At 74.5% G+C, this 17,135-nt stretch carries 20 protein-coding genes; 19 read left to right on the plus strand and 1 reads right to left on the minus strand.

What is annotated here, in order from left to right:
- Positions 1 to 70 precede the first annotated feature (70 nt).
- The 13 genes from ftsZ (at position 71) to ACGFIG_RS12990 (ending at position 11,992) form a co-directional block, all read left to right on the plus strand.
- Positions 71 to 1,186, plus strand: a complete 1,116-nt coding sequence (gene ftsZ, locus ACGFIG_RS12930; RefSeq protein WP_393002225.1) for a cell division protein FtsZ — start codon at positions 71 to 73, stop codon at positions 1,184 to 1,186.
- Between the two features lie 8 nt (positions 1,187 to 1,194).
- A complete protein-coding gene (locus tag ACGFIG_RS12935; RefSeq protein WP_393002227.1) occupies positions 1,195 to 1,941 on the plus strand; it encodes a YggS family pyridoxal phosphate-dependent enzyme in 747 nt (248 codons plus the stop codon).
- 194 nt (positions 1,942 to 2,135) lie between these two features.
- On the plus strand, positions 2,136 to 2,831 hold the full coding sequence (locus ACGFIG_RS12940) for a cell division protein SepF (protein ID WP_393002229.1): 696 nt from the start codon (positions 2,136 to 2,138) through the stop codon (positions 2,829 to 2,831).
- 30 nt (positions 2,832 to 2,861) lie between these two features.
- Positions 2,862 to 3,167 carry a YggT family protein gene (locus tag ACGFIG_RS12945; RefSeq protein WP_088999245.1) on the plus strand — a complete coding sequence of 102 codons (306 nt, stop codon included), beginning with the start codon at positions 2,862 to 2,864 and terminating at the stop codon, positions 3,165 to 3,167.
- A 44-nt stretch (positions 3,168 to 3,211) separates the two neighbouring features.
- On the plus strand, positions 3,212 to 4,015 hold the full coding sequence (locus ACGFIG_RS12950) for a DivIVA domain-containing protein (RefSeq protein ID WP_393002231.1): 804 nt from the start codon (positions 3,212 to 3,214) through the stop codon (positions 4,013 to 4,015).
- A 76-nt stretch (positions 4,016 to 4,091) separates the two neighbouring features.
- A complete protein-coding gene (locus ACGFIG_RS12955; RefSeq protein WP_393002233.1) occupies positions 4,092 to 4,808 on the plus strand; it encodes a hypothetical protein in 717 nt (238 codons plus the stop codon).
- A 17-nt stretch (positions 4,809 to 4,825) separates the two neighbouring features.
- The gene (locus ACGFIG_RS12960; RefSeq protein WP_393002235.1) at positions 4,826 to 5,125 is read left to right on the plus strand and encodes a DUF167 domain-containing protein; all 300 of its coding nucleotides are present in this window, start codon (positions 4,826 to 4,828) and stop codon (positions 5,123 to 5,125) included.
- Between the two features lie 22 nt (positions 5,126 to 5,147).
- Positions 5,148 to 6,647, plus strand: a complete 1,500-nt coding sequence (locus ACGFIG_RS12965) for a potassium/proton antiporter (protein WP_393002237.1) — start codon at positions 5,148 to 5,150, stop codon at positions 6,645 to 6,647.
- A gap of 221 nt (positions 6,648 to 6,868) precedes the next feature.
- Positions 6,869 to 7,288 carry a TraR/DksA C4-type zinc finger protein gene (locus ACGFIG_RS12970; protein ID WP_121400566.1) on the plus strand — a complete coding sequence of 140 codons (420 nt, stop codon included), beginning with the start codon at positions 6,869 to 6,871 and terminating at the stop codon, positions 7,286 to 7,288.
- A gap of 66 nt (positions 7,289 to 7,354) precedes the next feature.
- Positions 7,355 to 7,987, plus strand: a complete 633-nt coding sequence (lspA, locus tag ACGFIG_RS12975) for a signal peptidase II (protein ID WP_393002239.1) — start codon at positions 7,355 to 7,357, stop codon at positions 7,985 to 7,987.
- A complete protein-coding gene (locus ACGFIG_RS12980; RefSeq protein WP_393002241.1) occupies positions 7,984 to 8,928 on the plus strand; it encodes an RluA family pseudouridine synthase in 945 nt (314 codons plus the stop codon). Before lspA ends, ACGFIG_RS12980 begins: the two co-directional genes overlap by 4 nt.
- Positions 8,929 to 9,239: 311 nt before the next feature.
- Positions 9,240 to 10,943 (plus strand): AAA family ATPase, encoded by a 1,704-nt coding sequence (locus ACGFIG_RS12985; RefSeq protein WP_393002243.1) that lies wholly within the window; start codon positions 9,240 to 9,242, stop codon positions 10,941 to 10,943.
- A gap of 56 nt (positions 10,944 to 10,999) precedes the next feature.
- Positions 11,000 to 11,992 (plus strand): DUF2567 domain-containing protein, encoded by a 993-nt coding sequence (locus ACGFIG_RS12990; RefSeq protein ID WP_393002245.1) that lies wholly within the window; start codon positions 11,000 to 11,002, stop codon positions 11,990 to 11,992.
- Here the strand turns inward: ACGFIG_RS12990 and ACGFIG_RS12995 are convergent.
- Positions 11,907 to 12,608: an LON peptidase substrate-binding domain-containing protein gene (locus tag ACGFIG_RS12995; protein WP_393002247.1), complete on the minus strand. Its 702-nt coding sequence runs from the start codon at positions 12,606 to 12,608 to the stop codon at positions 11,907 to 11,909. The two genes, ACGFIG_RS12990 and ACGFIG_RS12995, sit on opposite strands and share 86 nt — an antisense overlap.
- Positions 12,609 to 12,715: 107 nt before the next feature.
- On the opposite strand from ACGFIG_RS12995, the gene hisD reads away from it, so the two are divergent.
- The 6 genes from hisD (at position 12,716) to ACGFIG_RS13025 (ending at position 17,134) form a co-directional block, all read left to right on the plus strand.
- On the plus strand, positions 12,716 to 14,038 hold the full coding sequence (hisD, locus tag ACGFIG_RS13000; protein ID WP_393002249.1) for a histidinol dehydrogenase: 1,323 nt from the start codon (positions 12,716 to 12,718) through the stop codon (positions 14,036 to 14,038).
- Between the two features lie 55 nt (positions 14,039 to 14,093).
- Positions 14,094 to 15,164 (plus strand): histidinol-phosphate transaminase, encoded by a 1,071-nt coding sequence (locus tag ACGFIG_RS13005; protein WP_393002251.1) that lies wholly within the window; start codon positions 14,094 to 14,096, stop codon positions 15,162 to 15,164.
- Between the two features lie 112 nt (positions 15,165 to 15,276).
- Entirely contained in the window at positions 15,277 to 15,888 is a 612-nt protein-coding gene (gene hisB / locus ACGFIG_RS13010; RefSeq protein WP_393002253.1) for an imidazoleglycerol-phosphate dehydratase HisB, read from the plus strand.
- On the plus strand, positions 15,889 to 16,062 hold the full coding sequence (locus tag ACGFIG_RS13015; RefSeq protein WP_393002255.1) for a hypothetical protein: 174 nt from the start codon (positions 15,889 to 15,891) through the stop codon (positions 16,060 to 16,062).
- A gap of 55 nt (positions 16,063 to 16,117) precedes the next feature.
- Complete coding sequence (gene hisH / locus ACGFIG_RS13020) at positions 16,118 to 16,750, plus strand: imidazole glycerol phosphate synthase subunit HisH (RefSeq protein WP_393002257.1); 633 nt, start codon at positions 16,118 to 16,120, stop codon at positions 16,748 to 16,750.
- A 60-nt stretch (positions 16,751 to 16,810) separates the two neighbouring features.
- A complete protein-coding gene (locus ACGFIG_RS13025) occupies positions 16,811 to 17,134 on the plus strand; it encodes a hypothetical protein (RefSeq protein ID WP_393002259.1) in 324 nt (107 codons plus the stop codon).
- The last annotated feature ends 1 nt before the right edge of the window (position 17,135 follow it).

Raw genomic sequence — 17,135 nt, forward strand, 5'->3', positions numbered from 1 at the left:
TCGTCGACCGCTGGTCTGGCCAGGCCCCACCCGGTCGGCCCATGCCAATCTCGAAGGGAAAGGACCGGAGATGACACCTCCGCACAACTACCTGGCGGTCATCAAGGTCGTCGGCATCGGTGGCGGCGGCGTCAACGCCGTCAACCGGATGATCGAGGTTGGGCTCAAGGGCGTCGAGTTCATCGCGATCAACACCGACGCGCAGGCGTTGCTCATGAGCGACGCCGACGTGAAGCTCGACGTCGGCCGTGAGCTGACCCGTGGCCTCGGTGCCGGCGCCAACCCCGACGTCGGCAAGAACGCCGCCGAGGACCACCGCGACGAGATCGAGGAGGTGCTCAAGGGCGCCGACATGGTCTTCGTGACCTGCGGCGAGGGCGGCGGCACCGGCACCGGCGGGGCGCCCGTCGTGGCGAACATCGCCCGCAAGCTCGGCGCGCTGACCATCGGCGTGGTCACCCGGCCGTTCTCGTTCGAGGGCAAGCGCCGCCAGGTGCAGGCGGAGTCCGGAATAGACGAGCTGCGCAACCAGTGCGACACGCTGATCGTCATCCCCAACGACCGGCTGTTGGCGCTCGGCGACCGCAACATCAGCATGATGGACGCGTTCCGCACCGCCGACCAGGTGCTGCTCTCCGGCGTCCAGGGCATCACCGACCTGATCACCACGCCGGGTCTGATCAACCTGGACTTCGCCGACGTCAAGAGCGTGATGAGCGGCGCCGGCAGCGCGCTCATGGGCATCGGCAGCGCGCGCGGCGAGAACCGTGCCGTCGAGGCGGCCGAGGCGGCGATCTCCAGCCCGCTGCTGGAGCAGAGCATGGACGGCGCGCGCGGCGTGCTGCTCTCCATCGCCGGCGGGTCGGACCTGGGCCTGTTCGAGATCAACGACGCCGCCCAGCTCGTCACCGACGCGGCCCACCCCGACGCCAACATCATCTTCGGCGCCGTCATCGACGACGCCCTCGGCGACGAGGTGCGGGTCACCGTCATCGCGGCGGGCTTCGACGGGGGTGCGCCCGCGTACAAGGCGGCCGAGTCGTCCCGCAAGAGCAACCAGAACCAGCCGACGCAGCCGAGCACCCCGGTCGCGCCACCGGCCACCATGCCGGCCCCGCAGCAGTCGCCCCGCCGGGTGCTCTTCGACGACGTCGACGTGCCCGACTTCCTCAAGAACGGTTCCTGAGTACACCGATGACCGACAGCCCAGACACCGTGCGCCCCGACCGGCGCGCCGAGATCGCAGCCGGTGTGGACCACGTACGGTCCCGGATCGCGGGCGCCTGTGCCGCCGCGGGGCGCGACGACTCCGAGGTCACCATGATCGCGGTGACCAAGACCTACCCGGCCGGCGACGTGGTGGCGCTGGCCGGGCTCGGCGTCCTCGACGTGGGGGAGAACCGCGACCAGGAGGCGTCCGCCAAGGCGGCCGAGGTGGCGGCGGCCGGGGTCACGCCCCGGTGGCACTTCATCGGGCAGTTGCAGCGCAACAAGGCCCGGTCGGTGGTCCGCTACGCGGACGTCGTGCACTCGGTCGACAGTGTCCGGTTGGCGCGGGCGCTGGACACGGCGTCGGTCGCGGTCCGGGACCGGCCGCTGGAGGTGCTGCTCCAGGTGAGCATCGACGGTGACGTGGCCCGGGGTGGAGCGCTGCCGGATTCGGCCGACCAGGACGCCGGGCTCGACGCGGTGGCCGAGGCCGTGGCCGGCGCGGAGGCGCTGCGGTTGGCCGGCCTGATGGCGGTGGCGCCGCTGGGTTGGGAGCCGGAGCGGGCGTTCGCGCGGTTGGCCGAGGTGGCCGCCAAGTTCAGGGCGGTCCATCCGGGAGCCGTCGCACTTTCCGCCGGGATGAGCGGCGACCTGGAAATCGCGATCCGGTACGGCGCGACACATGTCCGCGTCGGTAGCGCGTTGCTCGGAATGCGTCCCACGCTGCGGTAGCCTGACTGCGGGAAGCAAATTACATCTGTGTTGTTTGAGGGAGCGGCGTCCCGCGGTCGGGGGTCGTGGCGTGCGACGCGAATCGCGCGCCAGGGGATTGCCGGTCCGCTCCGGTGGGCAGAGTAGTGGTCCACTCGCGAGAAGCGACACGGGTACGGGGGCGCGTGCCGCACGGCGGACGGGAAGGGCGCGGGATGGGTGCACTGCGCAAGGCGGGGGTCTGGCTCGGTCTGGTCGAAGAGGACGACGAGCGGGCCTACGACGACGGTGGCTACGACAAGGGTGGCTACCGCGATTCGCGTTACCGGCAGAGCCGGTACTCGGAGGAGTTCGGCGACGACGAGGAGGACGACTCCGAGGAGCCGCCGGCGCCCCGGTCCCGCCTCGGCGACCGTGGCCGGCTCTCCGAGCGTGCCGCCGCCCGGGCGGCCGACGTCGAGCGGGGCGACACCGACCGGCCGGAGCGGGCCGAGCGGTCCAGCGTCCGCTCCATCACCCGTCCGTCGGCCGCGGAGACCTCGGGCGCGCTGACCTACCACACCCGCGACAACCTGGCCCTGGCGCCGCAGGCGCAGCCCCGGGAGCGCACGGTGCTCGCCGAGGAGGAGCAGCGCTACCAGATCACCACGCTGCACCCCACCACGTACCGGGAGGCGCGCACCATCGGCGAGCACTTCCGCGACGGCGTTCCGGTGATCATCAACCTCACCGAGATGGACGAGGCCGATGCGCGTCGACTTGTCGACTTCGCCGCCGGCCTCGCGTTCGGGCTGCGGGGTACGATCGAGCGCGTGACCAATCGGGTGTTCCTGCTCTCACCGGCCAATGTCCAGGTCACCGCGGAGGACAAGGCCAAGATCGCCGAGGGCGGCTTCTTCAGCCTGAGCTAGCCCCGCCCGACCCGAGGGACGTCGCCTGCCGTGTTGTCGATCGTGCTGCAAGTGCTGTATCTGGTGCTCTACTTCTTCCTGCTCGTCCTGCTGGCCCGGTTCGTCCTGAGCGCCGTCCTGCAGTACGGCCGCCGCTGGCAGCCGGGACGTGGGGCATCGGTGGGCTTGGAAATCGTGTGGAGCGTCACTGATCCCCCTCTCAACGCGTTGAGGCGTGTGATCCCTCCGTTGCGAATTGGTACCGTGAGCATCGACCTGGCCTCACTTGTGCTCCTGGTTATCCTGTTCGTGCTGATGGAGTTCGTGTTGAGGCGGTCGATCATCGGCACCGTCTGATGAGCGACGCGCTTTCGCGGCCGCAACTGACCCGAGGAGTTTCGATGCCGCTGACCCCGGCCGACGTCCACAACGTCGCCTTCAAAAAGCCGCCGATCGGCAAGCGGGGCTACGACGAGGAGGAGGTCGACGCTTTCCTCGACGAGGTCGAGCGTGAGCTTGCCCGGCTCATCGAGGAGAACAACGAGCTGCGCGCCCAGGTGGAGCGTGGCGGCCGTGGTGGCGCCCCCGCCGGCCCCGGCGGCGACGCCCGTCTCGCGGCGGAGCTCAACGACGTCAAGGCCCAGCTCGACCGGGTGCAGCGCGACAAGGCGGCGGCCGAGCAGGCCGCCCGCGCGATGCAGGCCGAGCTGGAGCAGACCCGCTCCGCCGGCGGCCCGGCCGTCGGTGGCGCCGACGGCGAGCAGCAGGCGCTGCGGGTGCTGATGATGGCCCAGCGGACCGCCGACGACCACGTCTCCGACGCCCGTCGCGAGGCCGACCAGCTGCTCTCCGAGGCCCGTTCCAAGGCCGAGGAGGTCACCCGCGAGGCCCGCGCCAAGGCCGACGCCCTGGAGCGCGACGCCCGCCAGCGGCACCAGGAGGCCATGGGCGGCCTGGACGCCAAGCGCACCGCCCTGCAGAAGCACATCGAGGAGCTCAAGCAGTTCGAGCGCGAGTACCGCACCCGCCTCAAGGCCTACCTGGAGAGCCAGCTGCGCGACCTCGACGGTCGCGGCCAGGGCCTGGAGGTCGAGATGACCCGCGAGGGCACCCGGGCCGCCGGCAGCGGCAACGGGCTGGCCGCAGCAGGTCTCGCCGGTTCCTACGGCGGCGGTCGCTCCGGCGCTCTCGAAGCCGGCCGCTGAACCATTGGTCGGCGACCGTCGCCACCATGACGGTCGCCGACCTCGCCTCATCAGCACGACGCGGCGGGGGTGAGCCGTGATAGTCGCCAGTCTCCTGCTCATCCTCGTCGCGGTGGTGCTGCTGGTGCTCGGCCTGGCCGGTGGCTCCAGCGTTTTCCTGACCCTCTCCATCGCGGCCAGCCTGCTGGCCGCCGTCGCGTTGGTCGCGGGCGCCCGCCAGGCGGCCGTGCACCGGGCGACGGCGGATCCGGGCCGGCCGGGGTGGCGGCCCCGTCGGGCGACGCGCTCGACTGGGCCCGCCTTCGCCGCCGCGCCGCCGGCGGAGCCGGAGATCCCCGTCCAGCACGTTCCTTCCACGGTCGACGCCGACGGCACCGGGTGGCGGCAACCGCCCGAGCCGCCGGCGACCGAGGACCACGTCCGAGCCGCCCCGTCGTGGGCCCGACCGGTCGCGCCGGATGACGACGTCCGCGCCCATCCGGTCGCGCCGGACGACGACGTCCGCGCCCATCCGGCCGCACCGCACGACGACGTCCACGCCCATCCGGCCGCGCCGGACGACGAGCCGCCCGCGCAGGACGTCACGCCGATCGAGGCCGCCCGGGTGGCCCGCCTCGACGCCGAGGTCCGGGTGGTCGACGGGCGACCCCGCTACCACCTCGCCGACTGCGCGTACCTCGCGGGACGGCGGCACGAGCCGCTTCCGGTCGCCGAGGCCGTCGACCTCGGCTTCACTCCGTGCGCCCGCTGCGCGCCCGACACCGCCCTGCTCGCCGACGCCGGTCGGCTCTGAGCGGCCGGCCGCCTCCCGTGGATGCCACGCTGACCGTCGCGGTCCGGGTGAAGCCCGGCTCCGCCCGGGCCCGGGTCGGGGGTCGCTTCGACGGGCCGCACGGGCCCGCGCTCGTGATCGCGGTGAACGCGCCGGCCGTGGACGGGCGGGCCACCGAGGCCGCCCGGCGGGCGCTGGCCGGCGCGCTCGGCGTACGGCCGGCCGTGGTGTCGTTGCGGGTCGGCGCGGCCAGCCGCGACAAGCTCTTCCTGGTGGAGGGCCCCGCCACCGAACTGGCGGAGACACTGCGCCGGCTGCGCGACGGAGCCGCCGGGTGACCGAGGCCGGGACCGGGCGGCGGTGACGTCCGGGCTGGATGTCGCGCTTCTGCTCGGTGCGGCTGTCCTGCTCGTGGCGGTGGGCGCGGTCCGGCTCTCCACCCGGCTCGGGGTGCCGAGCCTGCTGTTCTACCTGGCCCTCGGGGTGGCGATCGGGAAGGCGGGGCTGGGCATCCGCTTCGACGACGCGGAACTGACCCGGACCCTGGGCTTCTGCGCGCTCATCGTGATCATCGCCGAGGGCGGGCTGACCGCCCGGTGGAGCGCCCTGCGCCCGGTGCTCGGGCTGGCCGCCCTGCTCTCCACGGTCGGCGTGGTGGTCAGCATCCTGGTCGTCGGCCTCGTCGTACACCTGCTGCTGGGACTGGACTGGCGGTTGGCGCTGCTCTACGGCGCGGTGCTCTCCTCCACCGACGCGGCGGCGATCTTCGCCACGCTGCGCCGGCTGCGGCTGCCGCCCCGCCTGGTGGCCACCCTCGAGGCGGAGTCGGGGATGAACGACGCGCCGGTCGTGCTGCTGGTGGTGCTGCTGTCCCGGGAGGGGATCACCCACCCGTGGTGGTACGAGATCTCCCTGGTGAGCTACGAGCTGGGCGTCGGTGCGGGGGTCGGCTTCGCGGCCGGTCTCGGCGGTCGGTGGGCGCTGCGCCGGGCGGCGCTGCCGTCGGCGGGGCTCTACCCGATCGCTGCGGTCGGGCTGACGGTGTTCGCCTACGCCGCCGCCGCGGTGCTGCACGCCTCGGGCTTCCTCGCCGTCTACGTGGCGGGCGTCGTCCTCGGCAACGCGCGACTGCCGCACCGGCAGGCGATCCTGGGCTTCGCCGACGGCCTGGCGTGGCTGGCCCAGATCGGGCTCTTCGTGCTGCTCGGGCTGCTCGTCTCGCCGGGCCGGCTGGGCTCGGCCGTGCTGCCGGCCGTGGTCGCCGGGCTGGCGCTGGTGCTGCTGGCCCGGCCGCTGTCGGTGGCCGCGTCCGCGCTGCCGTTCCGGTTCGACCTGCGCGAGCAGGCGTTCCTGTCCTGGGCGGGGCTGCGCGGGGCGGTGCCGATCGTGCTCGCCACCATTCCGCTGTCGGAACGGGTGCCCGGCGCCGACCGGCTCTTCGACGCGGTCTTCGTACTGGTGGTGATCTTCACGCTGGTGCAGACCGGGACGCTGGGCCCGGTGGCCCGCCGGCTGCGGGTGACCGCACCCGCGGAGCCGGCGGAGATCCGGGTGGAGACGGCGCCGCTGGAGCGGGTGGGCGCGGACCTGCTCCAGCTGGAGGTGCCGCCCGGTTCCCGGCTGGCCGGGGTGCACGTCGACGAGTTGCGGCTGCCGCTGGGCGCCTCGGTGACCCTGGTGCTGCGCGACGGGGCGGGCGTCGTGCCCGGTCCGGACTTCCGGCTCAAGACCGGCGACAGCATGTTGATCGTGGCCACCGCCGGCGTGCGCGACGAGACGGAGCGACGGCTGCGGGCGGTCAGCCGGCGGGGCCGGCTGGCCCGCTGGTTTGGCGAGTACGGCCAGGACCCCGACAGGTGATCTGCTAGCGTTCCTTTTGCCCCGATTGAATGGGATTAGGGGCCGAACGTCGGTGCGTCGGAGCGGCACGTTGTCGTGCGCCTGTACGTTCCGTATTCTTGCGAATCTCCGGAGTGCGCGGCCTGGTCGCCGCGCGCCCCTTTTGTACCTGGGGGCGCCGATGCCGGCGGCCCCGTCCAGGTGCCGCGGACCGCCGCGGTTCCGCGGCCGAGGGAGCGACGATGGCGAAGCCAGCCGACACCAGGACCGCCGGCCGGAAGCCGGTGGCGAAGGCCACCCGCAGCGCTGCGGAGACCGAGAAGATCCGGGCGGCCCTGGCGGCGCGGCGTGACGAGTTGCGCGCCGAGTACGATCGGACGCTGAGCGAGATCACCGAGCTGCAGCGCGACCGGCTGACCGACTCGGCCGGGGACGACCAGGCCGACACCGGGACCAAGACGTTCGAGCGGGAGCAGGAGATCTCCCTCGCCAACAGCATCCTGGAACGGATCACGCAGGTCGAGCGCGCGCTGGAGCGGCTCGACGAGGGTGGCTACGGGTGGTGCGAGCGGTGCGGCAACCCGATCCCGGTGGAGCGGCTCGCCGCCTTCCCGTCAGCCACCCTCTGCGTGACGTGCAAGCAGCTGGAGGAGCGGCGCTGAGGCCCGCTCCCCGGCCGCCATGGGAGGCGGCGCGGACGCGTCGCCGCGAGCGTCGATGGGGAGCAGATGTCCGAAGCACCGCCCGCCGGGCCCGGCAGCGCTGAGCCGGTCGCCGGCAGCGCCGAGCCGAGGGCCGGCACGCCCCACCGACGGGCCGCCGCTATCCTGTTCGGCCTCGCGCTGACCGTGCTCGCCGCCGACGCCGCCACCAAGCACCTCGCCCTGGCGGCCCTGGAGGACCGGGAACCGGTCAGGCTGCTCGGCGGCGCGGTCTACCTCAGCCTCACCCGCAACAGCGGCGCGGCGTGGAGCATCGGCGCCGATCACACCTGGGTCTTCCCGCTGATCACCCTCGGGGTGGTCGGGTGGATCGTCTGGATGGCGCTGAAGCTGCGCTCGCTGCCCTGGGCGATCTCGCTGGGCCTGGTGCTGGGCGGGGCGCTCGGCAACTTCGCCGACCGGGTCTTCCGCGCCCCGGGCTGGTTCGTGGGCCACGTGGTGGACATGGTCAGCGTCTTCGCCCCGTACGGCCGGGTGTTCCCGGTGTTCAACCTGGCCGACAGCGCCCTCGTCTGCGGCGTGCTGCTCGCGCTGGTGCTGGAGTTGACCGGCCGGCAGCGCGACGGCAGCCGGATCGGCTGCGAGGAGTCGACCGACGAGGCGGCGCAGGCCGACGCCGGGCAGCGGGAGCGGGCATGACGGCCACCTTCGCCGCCGGCGGCGACCACCGTTCCCTGCCTGTTCCCGACGGCCTCGACGGCACGCGGCTCGACCAGGCCGTCTCGCGGCTGTTCGGGCTGTCCCGCACCGCCGCCGCGGCCCTGGTCGACGCCGGCGACGCGCTGGTCGACGGGATCGCCCGGCCCAACTCCCACCGGGTCAAGGCCGGCGCCTGGCTGGAGGTGACCCTGCCCGCGCCGGTCGCCCCGCCCACGGTGGTGCCGCAGGCGGTGCCGGGCCTGCGGGTGGTGTACGCGGACGACGACATCGTGGTGGTGGACAAGCCGGTCGGCGTGGCGGCGCACCCAAGCCCCGGGTGGACCGGCCCGACGGTGATCGGCGCGCTGGCCGCCATCGGGCACCGCATCTCGACCAGCGGCGCAGCCGAGCGGCAGGGCGTGGTGCACCGGCTCGACGTGGGCACCACGGGCGTCATGGTGGTGGCCAAGAGCGAGCAGGCGTACACCGCGTTGAAGCGGGCGTTCAAGTACCGCGAGGTGGAGAAGCGCTACCACGCGGTCGTGCAGGGGCACCTCGACCCGCTGCGCGGCACCGTCGACGCCCCGATCGACCGGCACCCCACCCACGACTACCGCTGGGCGGTAGTCTCCGGCGGCAAGCCGAGCATCACCCACTACGACACCGTCGAGGCGTTCCCGGCGGCGAGCCTGGTCGACGTCCGGCTGGAGACCGGGCGCACCCACCAGATCCGGGTGCACTTCTCCACGCTGCGGCACCCGTGCGTGGGCGACCTGACCTACGGCGCGGACCCGACCCTCTCCGCCCGGCTCGGCCTGAGCAGGCAGTGGCTGCACGCCCGGTCGCTGAGCTTCCTGCACCCCCGCACGGGCGACGAGGTGCGCTTCGTCAGCGACTACCCTGACGACCTGGGCCGCGCGCTCGAGATCCTGCGCGACTGAGTGCCGTCCCACCCGTGACACCCCGACGAGCAGGCCCGCCGGCTGTCCGGCAGCCCGTTGTCTCCGCCCGTGGGCGAAACGTCGGAACCCGCACGGGACGTGACCGGTCCGTCACCGGGGCCGGCCGGACCGACGCGCTGCGGCCCGCCGGCGGTGGCCCTGTCGACCTCGGCGGACGCCGGTGCCGGCGGCACCCCGGCGCCCGCCCGGGGACGGGAGGAAGAACCGGAGGTGCGTAGACGGGTGTGGTCCGAATAGGGTTTCGTTCGTAGCCTGTCAGACGGACATCGATGGTGCTGGGAGGGCGAGCCGTGGAGGGCAGCGAGACCGGCTGGGGGCGGCCGGCCGAACCAGCACCGCGGTGGCGGGCGCTGCTCGACCGGGCCCGCCACGGCGGCCGCACGGCCGAGCAGGCCGAGGCCGACCGGCACGCCGATCCGCCGCCGCTCCCGCCCGAGCCGCTGCCCCGCCGCTCGTCGGGCAACGGCTTCGCCGCGCGGGTGCCGGCCATCGGGCGGTCGCCCGAGCCGCCGTACGTGCCGGAGCCCGGCCCGCCACCGTACGGCGCGGAGTACGGCCGGCCGGTCGACGCGGGCTACCGGGCCGAGGCCACCTACCGGGTGGAGCCCGCCTACCGGCTGGAACCGCCCGAGCCCGGCTACCGGCGGGAACCCGAGTACCCGCCCGAGCCCGCCTACCGCTCCGATCCCATCGAGCCGACCTACCGTTCCGATCCGATAGAGCCGACCTACCGCTCCGATCCCATCGAGCCGACCTACCGTTCCGATCCGATAGAGCCGACCTATCGTTCCGATCCGATCGAGCCGACCTACCGCTCCGGCCCCATCGAGCCGACGTACCGCTCCGATCCCGCCGAGCCGACCTACCGGGCAGATCCCGAGTATCCGGTCGAGCCGGCGTACCGGGTTCCGGCCCAGCCCCCGCCACCCCGCGTCGAGTCCGAACCACGCCGTGGCCCGGGGCCGATCGAGTCACGCTACGCCCTGCTGGACAACGGCTACCGTCAGGAGCCGCCCCCGGTCGAGTCCCGCTACGCGGTGCTCGACAACGGCTACCGCAACCGGCCCGCCCACCAGGCACAGCCGCCGCCGGCTCCGTCGCCCCCGCCAGCCCCGCCAGCCGCGCCGGTGGCCGCCGAGCGGAGCTACCCGCCCCGGGTGGAGTGGCGGCCCCGCGACGCGGAGAGCGAGGTGGAGCGCGCCGTCGGGGTGCTCCGCCGCGAGCTGGGCACCCCCCGGGTGCTCGCGTTCGCCAACCCGAAGGGCGGCGTGCACAAGACCACCGCCACCGTGCTGGCCGCGGCGACCGTCGGCAGCGTACGCGGGCGGGGCGTACTGGCCTGGGACGACAACGAACTGCGCGGCACCCTCGGGCTACGCGCCGGCAGCGCCCGGCACGCCCGCACCATCCGGCACCTGGTCAGCGATCTCGCGCACGTCGAGATCAAGGAGGGCGCCGAGCTGCTGGAGCACCTGGACGACTACCTGCGGCACGCCTCCGACGGCTCGTACGACGTGCTGGCCGGCGAGGAGAGTCCGCGGTTCGCCCAGCGGCTGGACCAGTTCACCGTCCGGCGGGTGTTGGAGCTGCTGCGGCGCACCCACGACGTGGTCTGCGTGGACACCGGCAACAACGTGGAGAGCGCCAACTGGCGCACCGTCATGCAGGCCGCCGACCAGCTCGTGGTGACCACCGTGCCACGGGAGGACGCCGCGTTCAGCGCCGACTGGATGCTGGACCTGCTGCACGAGGTGGGGATGGGGGAGCTGGCCGACAACGCTGTCACCCTGATCTCCTGCCCGACGCCGGGCCGCTCGCCGTTGCAGGACGACCTGGAGCGGCACTTCGCGACCCGGACCCGGGGCGTCGCCGTGGTGCCGTACGACCCGGCGCTGGAGACCGGTTCCTCGATCGAATATCACCAGCTCCAGCAGGAGACCCGGCAGGCGTGGTTGAAGGCCGCCGCGATGATGCTGGAGCCGTTCGCCCGGTGAGCGGGTGTGCCGCCACCGGCCACCCACGCCGCCCACGGGCCTGAGAGGATCATCGGGTGAGCGCGGACACCCCCGAACCCGACCGGCCCCACCGCCGGCCCGACGAGCCGGGGGCGCCGGCCGCCCAGGCGGAACCCGGACCGCCGGCCCGCGTCGGCCCCGCCGACCCGTACCCCGCCCGGGAACCCGTCCCGCCGTACCCCACCCCCGGCGTGCCGCCGCACGGCACGACCGGCGCCCCGTGGCACCCGCCGACCGGCGCGCCGCCGCACGGCGGGACGGTGGAGTACCTCCCCGGCGGCGCCGACCTCGGGTACGCCGCCGGCTACCCGCTCGCGTCGCCGGTCGAGCCGGACCTGCCGCGCGGCCGGGCGGTGCGGCTCGCCCTGCTGGCGGTGCTCGTGGCGAGCGTGCTGGGGGTGCCGCTCGGGCTGCTCTGGGCCGCGCTCGCGCCGGACACGCCCGTGCTCAAGGTCGCCGACGGGGCGATCTACGCCGAGCCGCAGCCGGAGCAGCCGGTCGCGGCCGACGGCTGGTTCAGCCTGCTGGGGCTGGGCTTCGGGGTGCTCGTCGCGCTGGCGCTGTGGTTCGTGCTGCGCCGGGTACGGGGGCCGGTCGGCCTGCTCGCCGCCGTGTTCGGCGCCTTCGGCGCGGCCGTGGTCGCCTGGCAGGTCGGCCGTCGGGTGGGGCTGGCCGACTACGAGCGGCTGCTGGAGAGCGCGCCCGTCGGGAGGGCCTTCGACAAGCCGGCCGACCTGCGGGCCGGCGGCATCGACTGGGTGCTCGGCGTGCTGCCGGTGCCGCACGGCAACCTGCTGCTGCCCGCGTTCGGCGCCGCCGTGGCGTACACCCTGCTGGCCGGCTGGTCCCGCTGGCCGTCGCTGCGCCCGGAGCGGGAGCCCGACGGCGGGGGCTTCGGCGCCCCTGAATACGGTGCCGAAGGTGCCGATCGAGCGCCCGGGCTCAGTTGGGGGTCGGCGGGGACGCCAGCTCCGCCAGCGGCACCGGAACCGCCCGCACCTGGCGCAGCAGCGCCGCCTCGCGGTTGAGCAGGCGCAGCTCGGCGCGGAGCCGCGCGGCGGTGTCGTCGATGGCGAGCAGCCGCTGCCGGTCGGCCACGGTCAGCACGGCCGTCGCGGCCACCAGGTGCGACAGCACCGTCGGGTCCTCCGGCAGCTGCTCGGAGAGCTCCTCGGGGTCGGCGCGGATCAGGCCCAGGTACTGCCGGAAGACCGAGATCACCCGGGCGGCGAGCAGGTCGGCGACCTCGTCGGGCCCGCCCGGCTCGGGCAGCCACTCCACGTCGGCCGTGAGGTAGGGCTCGGCGTCGCGGTCGACGTCGGCGATGCGGAACCGGCGCTTGCCCACCGTGACGATGTCGAAGCCGCCGTCGGGGCGCTCGGTGACCTGCCGCAGCTCGGCGGTGCAGCCCACCTCGTGCAGGGTGACGTCGCCGCCGGGCAGCGGCTGCCCGTCCGGCCCGGTCGGGGCGACCTCCCAGCCGGCCCGGATGGCCACCACCCCGAACTCGCGCGGGGCGTCCTCCGGCAGCGCGACCAGGTGCCGGACGAGGGCGCGGTAGCGCTCCTCGAATATGTGCAGCGGCAGCACCAGGCCGGGAAAGAGGACCATTCCGAGCGGAAACACCGGCAGCCGCGCAGTCACGCGTCCGAGCGTAGCCCGATCCCGCCGCGGCGGCGTGTCCCGGCTCACCGTCCCGGCGTACGGGCGGCGCCGGTCGCCGTCCGGCCGGGCCGCCTAGACTCGCAAGGGTGTTGAACCGGATCGACCTGCGCGGCGGCGTGCGCGACCCGCGCCGTCTGCTGCCCCGTGCCCAACTCGACGTCTCCGTGGCCGTCGAGCGGATCCGCCCCCTCGTGGAGGCGGTCCGGGAGCATGGTTACCCGGCGATCCGGGAGGCCAGCGAGCGCTTCGACGGGATCTCGCCCGAGGTGCTGCGGGTGCCCGCCGAGGCGATCGCCGAGGCGGAGGGCACCCTCGCTCCCGAGGTGCGCGCGGCGCTGCTGGAGTCGATCGCGCGGGCCCGGAAGGTGCACGCCGACCAGCGCCGCACCGACCACACCACCCAGGTGGTGCCGGGCGGCACGGTGACCGAGCGCTGGGTGCCGGTCGACCGGGTCGGCCTCTACGTCCCCGGCGGCCTGGCGATGTACCCGTCGACCGTGGTGATGAACGTGGTGCCGGCCCAGGCGGCCGGGGTGCGCTCGCTGGTCGTGGCGAGCCCGCCGCAGAAGGACAACGGCGGGCTGCCCGACGCCCGGGTGCTGGCCGCCTGCGCCCTGCTCGGCGTCGACGAGGTCTACGCCGTCGGTGGCGCCCAGGCCGTGGCGATGCTGGCGTACGGCGCGGCCGTCGACGCCGAGGGCAGCGCGTACTGCGACCCGGTCGACATGATCACCGGCCCGGGCAACATCTGGGTCACCGCCGCCAAGCGGCTGCTGCGGGGCGTCGTCGGCATCGACGCCGAGGCCGGCCCGACCGAGATCGCCATCCTGGCCGACGACACCGCCGACCCGGCGCACGTCGCCGCCGACCTGGTCAGCCAGGCCGAGCACGACCCCCTCGCGGCCAGCGTGCTGGTGACCCCCTCGGTCGAGCTGGTCGAGGCGGTCGAGCGGGAACTGGCCCGGCAGGTGCCGGCCACCAAGCACGCCGAGCGGGTCACCACCGCGCTGACCGGCGAGCAGAGCGGCGTCGTCCTGGTCGACGACCTCGACGCCGGGCTGCGGGTGGTCGACGCGTACGCGGCCGAGCACCTGGAGATCCAGACCCGGGACGCCCGCGAGTGGGCGCTACGGGTGCGCAACGCCGGGGCGATCTTCGTCGGCGCCTGGTCGCCGGTGTCGCTCGGCGACTACTGCGCCGGCTCCAACCACGTGCTGCCCACCGGCGGCTGCGCCCGGCACTCCTCGGGGCTGTCGGTGCAGTCCTTCCTGCGCGGCATCCACCTGGTCGAATACACGCAGGAGGCGCTGCGTGAGGTGGCCCCGCACGTGGTCACCCTGGCCGGCGTCGAGGACCTGCCGGCGCACGGGCAGGCGGTCAGCGTGCGTTTCCCGGGGGCCGCGTCGTGAGCGGGCCCGGACCCCGTCGGCCCCGGGCCGTCGCGCGCCGGAGCGGGGTGGCCGCGTGACCACCCTCGACGACCTGCCGATCCGCGACGACCTGCGCGGGCTGTCGCCGTACGGGGCGCCGCAGCTCGACGTGCCCGTGCGGCTGAACACCAACGAGAACTCCTACCCGGTGCCCGAGGCGGTGGTGGACGCGCTCGGCAAGGCCCTGGCGGCGGAGCTGCGCGACCTCAACCGCTACCCGGACCGCGACGCGCTGGCGCTGCGCGCCGACCTGGCCGGCTACCTCGGCCACGGGCTCACCGTCGACCACGTGTGGGCGGCCAACGGCTCCAACGAGATCCAGCAGCAGCTGCTCCAGGCGTTCGGTGGCCCGGGGCGCAGCGCGCTCGGCTTCGTCCCGGCGTACTCGATGCACCCGCTGCTGGCGCTCGGCACCGGCACCCGGTGGGTACCGGCCCGCCGGGGCGTCGACTACGGGCTGACGGCGGACGAGGCGGTCACCCAGGTCCGCGAGCACGCCCCGGACGTGGTCTTCCTCTGCTCGCCGAACAACCCGACGGGCACCGCCCTCGACCCGGCGGTGGTCGCCGCGGTGCTGGACGCCGCGCCCGGCATGGTGGTCGTCGACGAGGCGTACGCCGAGTTCGCCCGCCCCGGCACGGTCAGCGCCCTGGCGGTGCTGCCCGGGCACCCGCGGCTGGTGGTGACCCGGACGATGAGCAAGGCGTTCGGCTTCGCCGGCGGCCGGCTGGGCTACCTGGCGGCCGACCCGGCGGTGGTGGCGGCGGTGCAGCTGGTCCGGCTGCCGTACCACCTCTCGGCCCTCACCCAGGCCGCGGCCCGGGCGGCGCTGGCGCACCGCGACGCCCTGCTCGGCACGGTGGCCGCGATCTGCGGGCAGCGCGACCGGATCGTGGCGCGGCTGCGCGAGCGGGGCGTGCGGGTGGCCGACAGCGACGCCAACTTCGTGCTGTTCGAGGTGGGGGGCGACCAGTCCGCCGCCTGGCGCGCCCTGCTGGAGCACGGCGTGCTGGTCCGCGACGTGGGCCTGCCGGGCTGGCTGCGCGTCACCGCCGGCACCCCGGCCGAGACCGACGCCTTCCTCACCGCCATGGAGAAGATCTAGTGGGAGCGCGAGGAGTGAGCTTGCGAGCCCCGCAGCCGCGACCGAAAGGCAAGCAGTTGGGAGCGCGAGGAGTGAGCTTGCGAGCCCCGCAGCCGCGACCGAAAGGCAAGCAATGAGCAGGGCCGCCCGCGTGGAGCGGATCACCAAGGAGACGAGGGTCCTCGTCGAGATCGACCTCGACGGCACCGGCCGGGCCGAGATCGGCACCGGCGTCGGCTTCTACGACCACATGCTGCACCAGATCGCCCGGCACGGCGGCTTCGACCTGACCGTGCAGACCGTGGGTGACCTGGAGATCGACGCCCACCACACGATGGAGGACACGGCCCTCGCGCTGGGCGCCGCGTTCGACCAGGCGCTGGGGGACAAGGCCGGCATCCGGCGGTACGGCTCGGCCACCGTCCCGATGGACGAGGTGCTGGTCCGGGCCGCCGTCGATCTCTCCGGCCGTCCCTACGTGGTGCACGACGAGCCGGTGCTGGCGCCGTACATCGGGCCGGTCTACCCGACCAGCATGACCCGGCACATCTGGGAGTCCTTCGGCCAGGCGGCCCGGATCACCCTGCACGTGGACGTGCTGCGGGCGGCCCGCCCCGGCGGGCACCCGGACGCCCACCACGTGGTGGAGGCCCAGTTCAAGGCGGTCTCCCGCGCGCTGCGCGAGGCCACGGCGATCGACCCGCGCGCGGCGGGCGCGATCCCCAGCACGAAGGGGGCGCTCTGAATGGGCGGGGCGCTGCCGTCGTTGGTGTTGATCCTGGCCGGCGTGCTGGTCGGCGGGGCGTGGTCGTTGCACCGGCAGGGTGCGCCGCGCGGCGCGGTGATCGTCACCGCGCTGCTCGCCGTCCTGGCCACGGTCGCCGGTGCGCTCTGGTTGCTGCCGGGGGAGGGCGCGTGAGCGGGCGGACCAGGCCGCCGCGTCGCGGCGCCGCCGACCGGAGGGTGGTGACGGCATGAGCCGCGTGGTGGTGCTCGACTACGGGTCGGGCAACCTGCGTTCGGCTGAGCGGGCCCTGGCCCGGGCCGGCGCGGACGTGACGGTGACCGACGACCTGACCGCCGCCGCCGAGGCGGACGGGCTGGTGGTGCCGGGCGTGGGCGCGTTCGCCGCCTGCATGGCGGGGATCGAGGCCCTCGGGGCCGGCCCGGTGATCGCCGAGCGCGTCGCCGCCGGCCGTCCCGTGCTGGGCATCTGCGTGGGCATGCAGGTGCTCTTCGAGCACGGCGACGAGCACGGCGTGGTGACCAAGGGCCTCGGGCTGCTCCCGGGCGGGGTGACCAGCCTGGCCGCCCCCCGGCTGCCGCACATGGGCTGGAACACGGTCACCGCGCCGGCGGGTTCGGTGCTCTTCGCCGGCCTGCCGGCCGGCAGCCGGTTCTACTTCGTGCACTCGTACGGGGTCCGGGAGCCGGGCGCCCTGGCGGAGGCCGGCGCCCTGGTCACCACCGCCCACCACGGAACGGACTTCGTGGCGGCCGTCGAGCGGGGTCCGCTGTGCGCCGCGCAGTTCCACCCGGAGAAGTCCGCCGACACCGGTGCCGCGCTGCTGCGCAACTGGCTCGCCACGCTCTCCACCGGTGACTGAGCGCCGGCCCGGTGCGGCGGGGCCGATCCCGTCGGCAGCCAGCCCGCGAAGGGGTACGTCGTGAGCAAGGAGCGGGCCCGGCGTCGGGCCGCCCGGGAGGCCGAGGCTGCCCGGGCCCGGGTCGTCCGCGAGCGGCGGGCGGCCCGACGGTCGCGCCGCCGGGCGCTGGTCCGCCGGTTGACGCCGTCGCTGCGCCGGGGGCGGACGGGCCGGCTGCCCCGGCACAGCCGCGGCGAACGCGCCGCCATCGTGCTGCTGACCCTGGCGGCGATGACGCTGATCTGGACGTTCGTCGACGATCTGGCGCTGCGGATCGCGCTGGTCGTGCTGTTGCTGCTCGTACTGCCGGCGATCGTGGTGATCGCCCTGGACCGTCGCACCTGAC

This window comes from Micromonospora sp. NPDC049048 (assembly GCF_043197615.1).
Lineage (GTDB): Bacteria > Actinomycetota > Actinomycetes > Mycobacteriales > Micromonosporaceae > Micromonospora.

Coding starts and splice junctions, on each gene's coding strand:
- ACGFIG_RS12970 (WP_121400566.1), top strand. CDS start 6,869: ATGGCGAAGCCAGCCGACACCAGGACCGCCGGCCGGAAGCCGGTGGCG.
- ACGFIG_RS12950 (WP_393002231.1), top strand. CDS start 3,212: ATGCCGCTGACCCCGGCCGACGTCCACAACGTCGCCTTCAAAAAGCCG.
- ACGFIG_RS12940 (WP_393002229.1), top strand. CDS start 2,136: ATGGGTGCACTGCGCAAGGCGGGGGTCTGGCTCGGTCTGGTCGAAGAG.
- ACGFIG_RS12980 (WP_393002241.1), top strand. CDS start 7,984: ATGACGGCCACCTTCGCCGCCGGCGGCGACCACCGTTCCCTGCCTGTT.
- lspA (WP_393002239.1), top strand. CDS start 7,355: ATGTCCGAAGCACCGCCCGCCGGGCCCGGCAGCGCTGAGCCGGTCGCC.
- ACGFIG_RS12935 (WP_393002227.1), top strand. CDS start 1,195: ATGACCGACAGCCCAGACACCGTGCGCCCCGACCGGCGCGCCGAGATC.
- hisH (WP_393002257.1), top strand. CDS start 16,118: ATGAGCCGCGTGGTGGTGCTCGACTACGGGTCGGGCAACCTGCGTTCG.
- ACGFIG_RS13015 (WP_393002255.1), top strand. CDS start 15,889: ATGGGCGGGGCGCTGCCGTCGTTGGTGTTGATCCTGGCCGGCGTGCTG.
- hisB (WP_393002253.1), top strand. CDS start 15,277: ATGAGCAGGGCCGCCCGCGTGGAGCGGATCACCAAGGAGACGAGGGTC.
- ftsZ (WP_393002225.1), top strand. CDS start 71: ATGACACCTCCGCACAACTACCTGGCGGTCATCAAGGTCGTCGGCATC.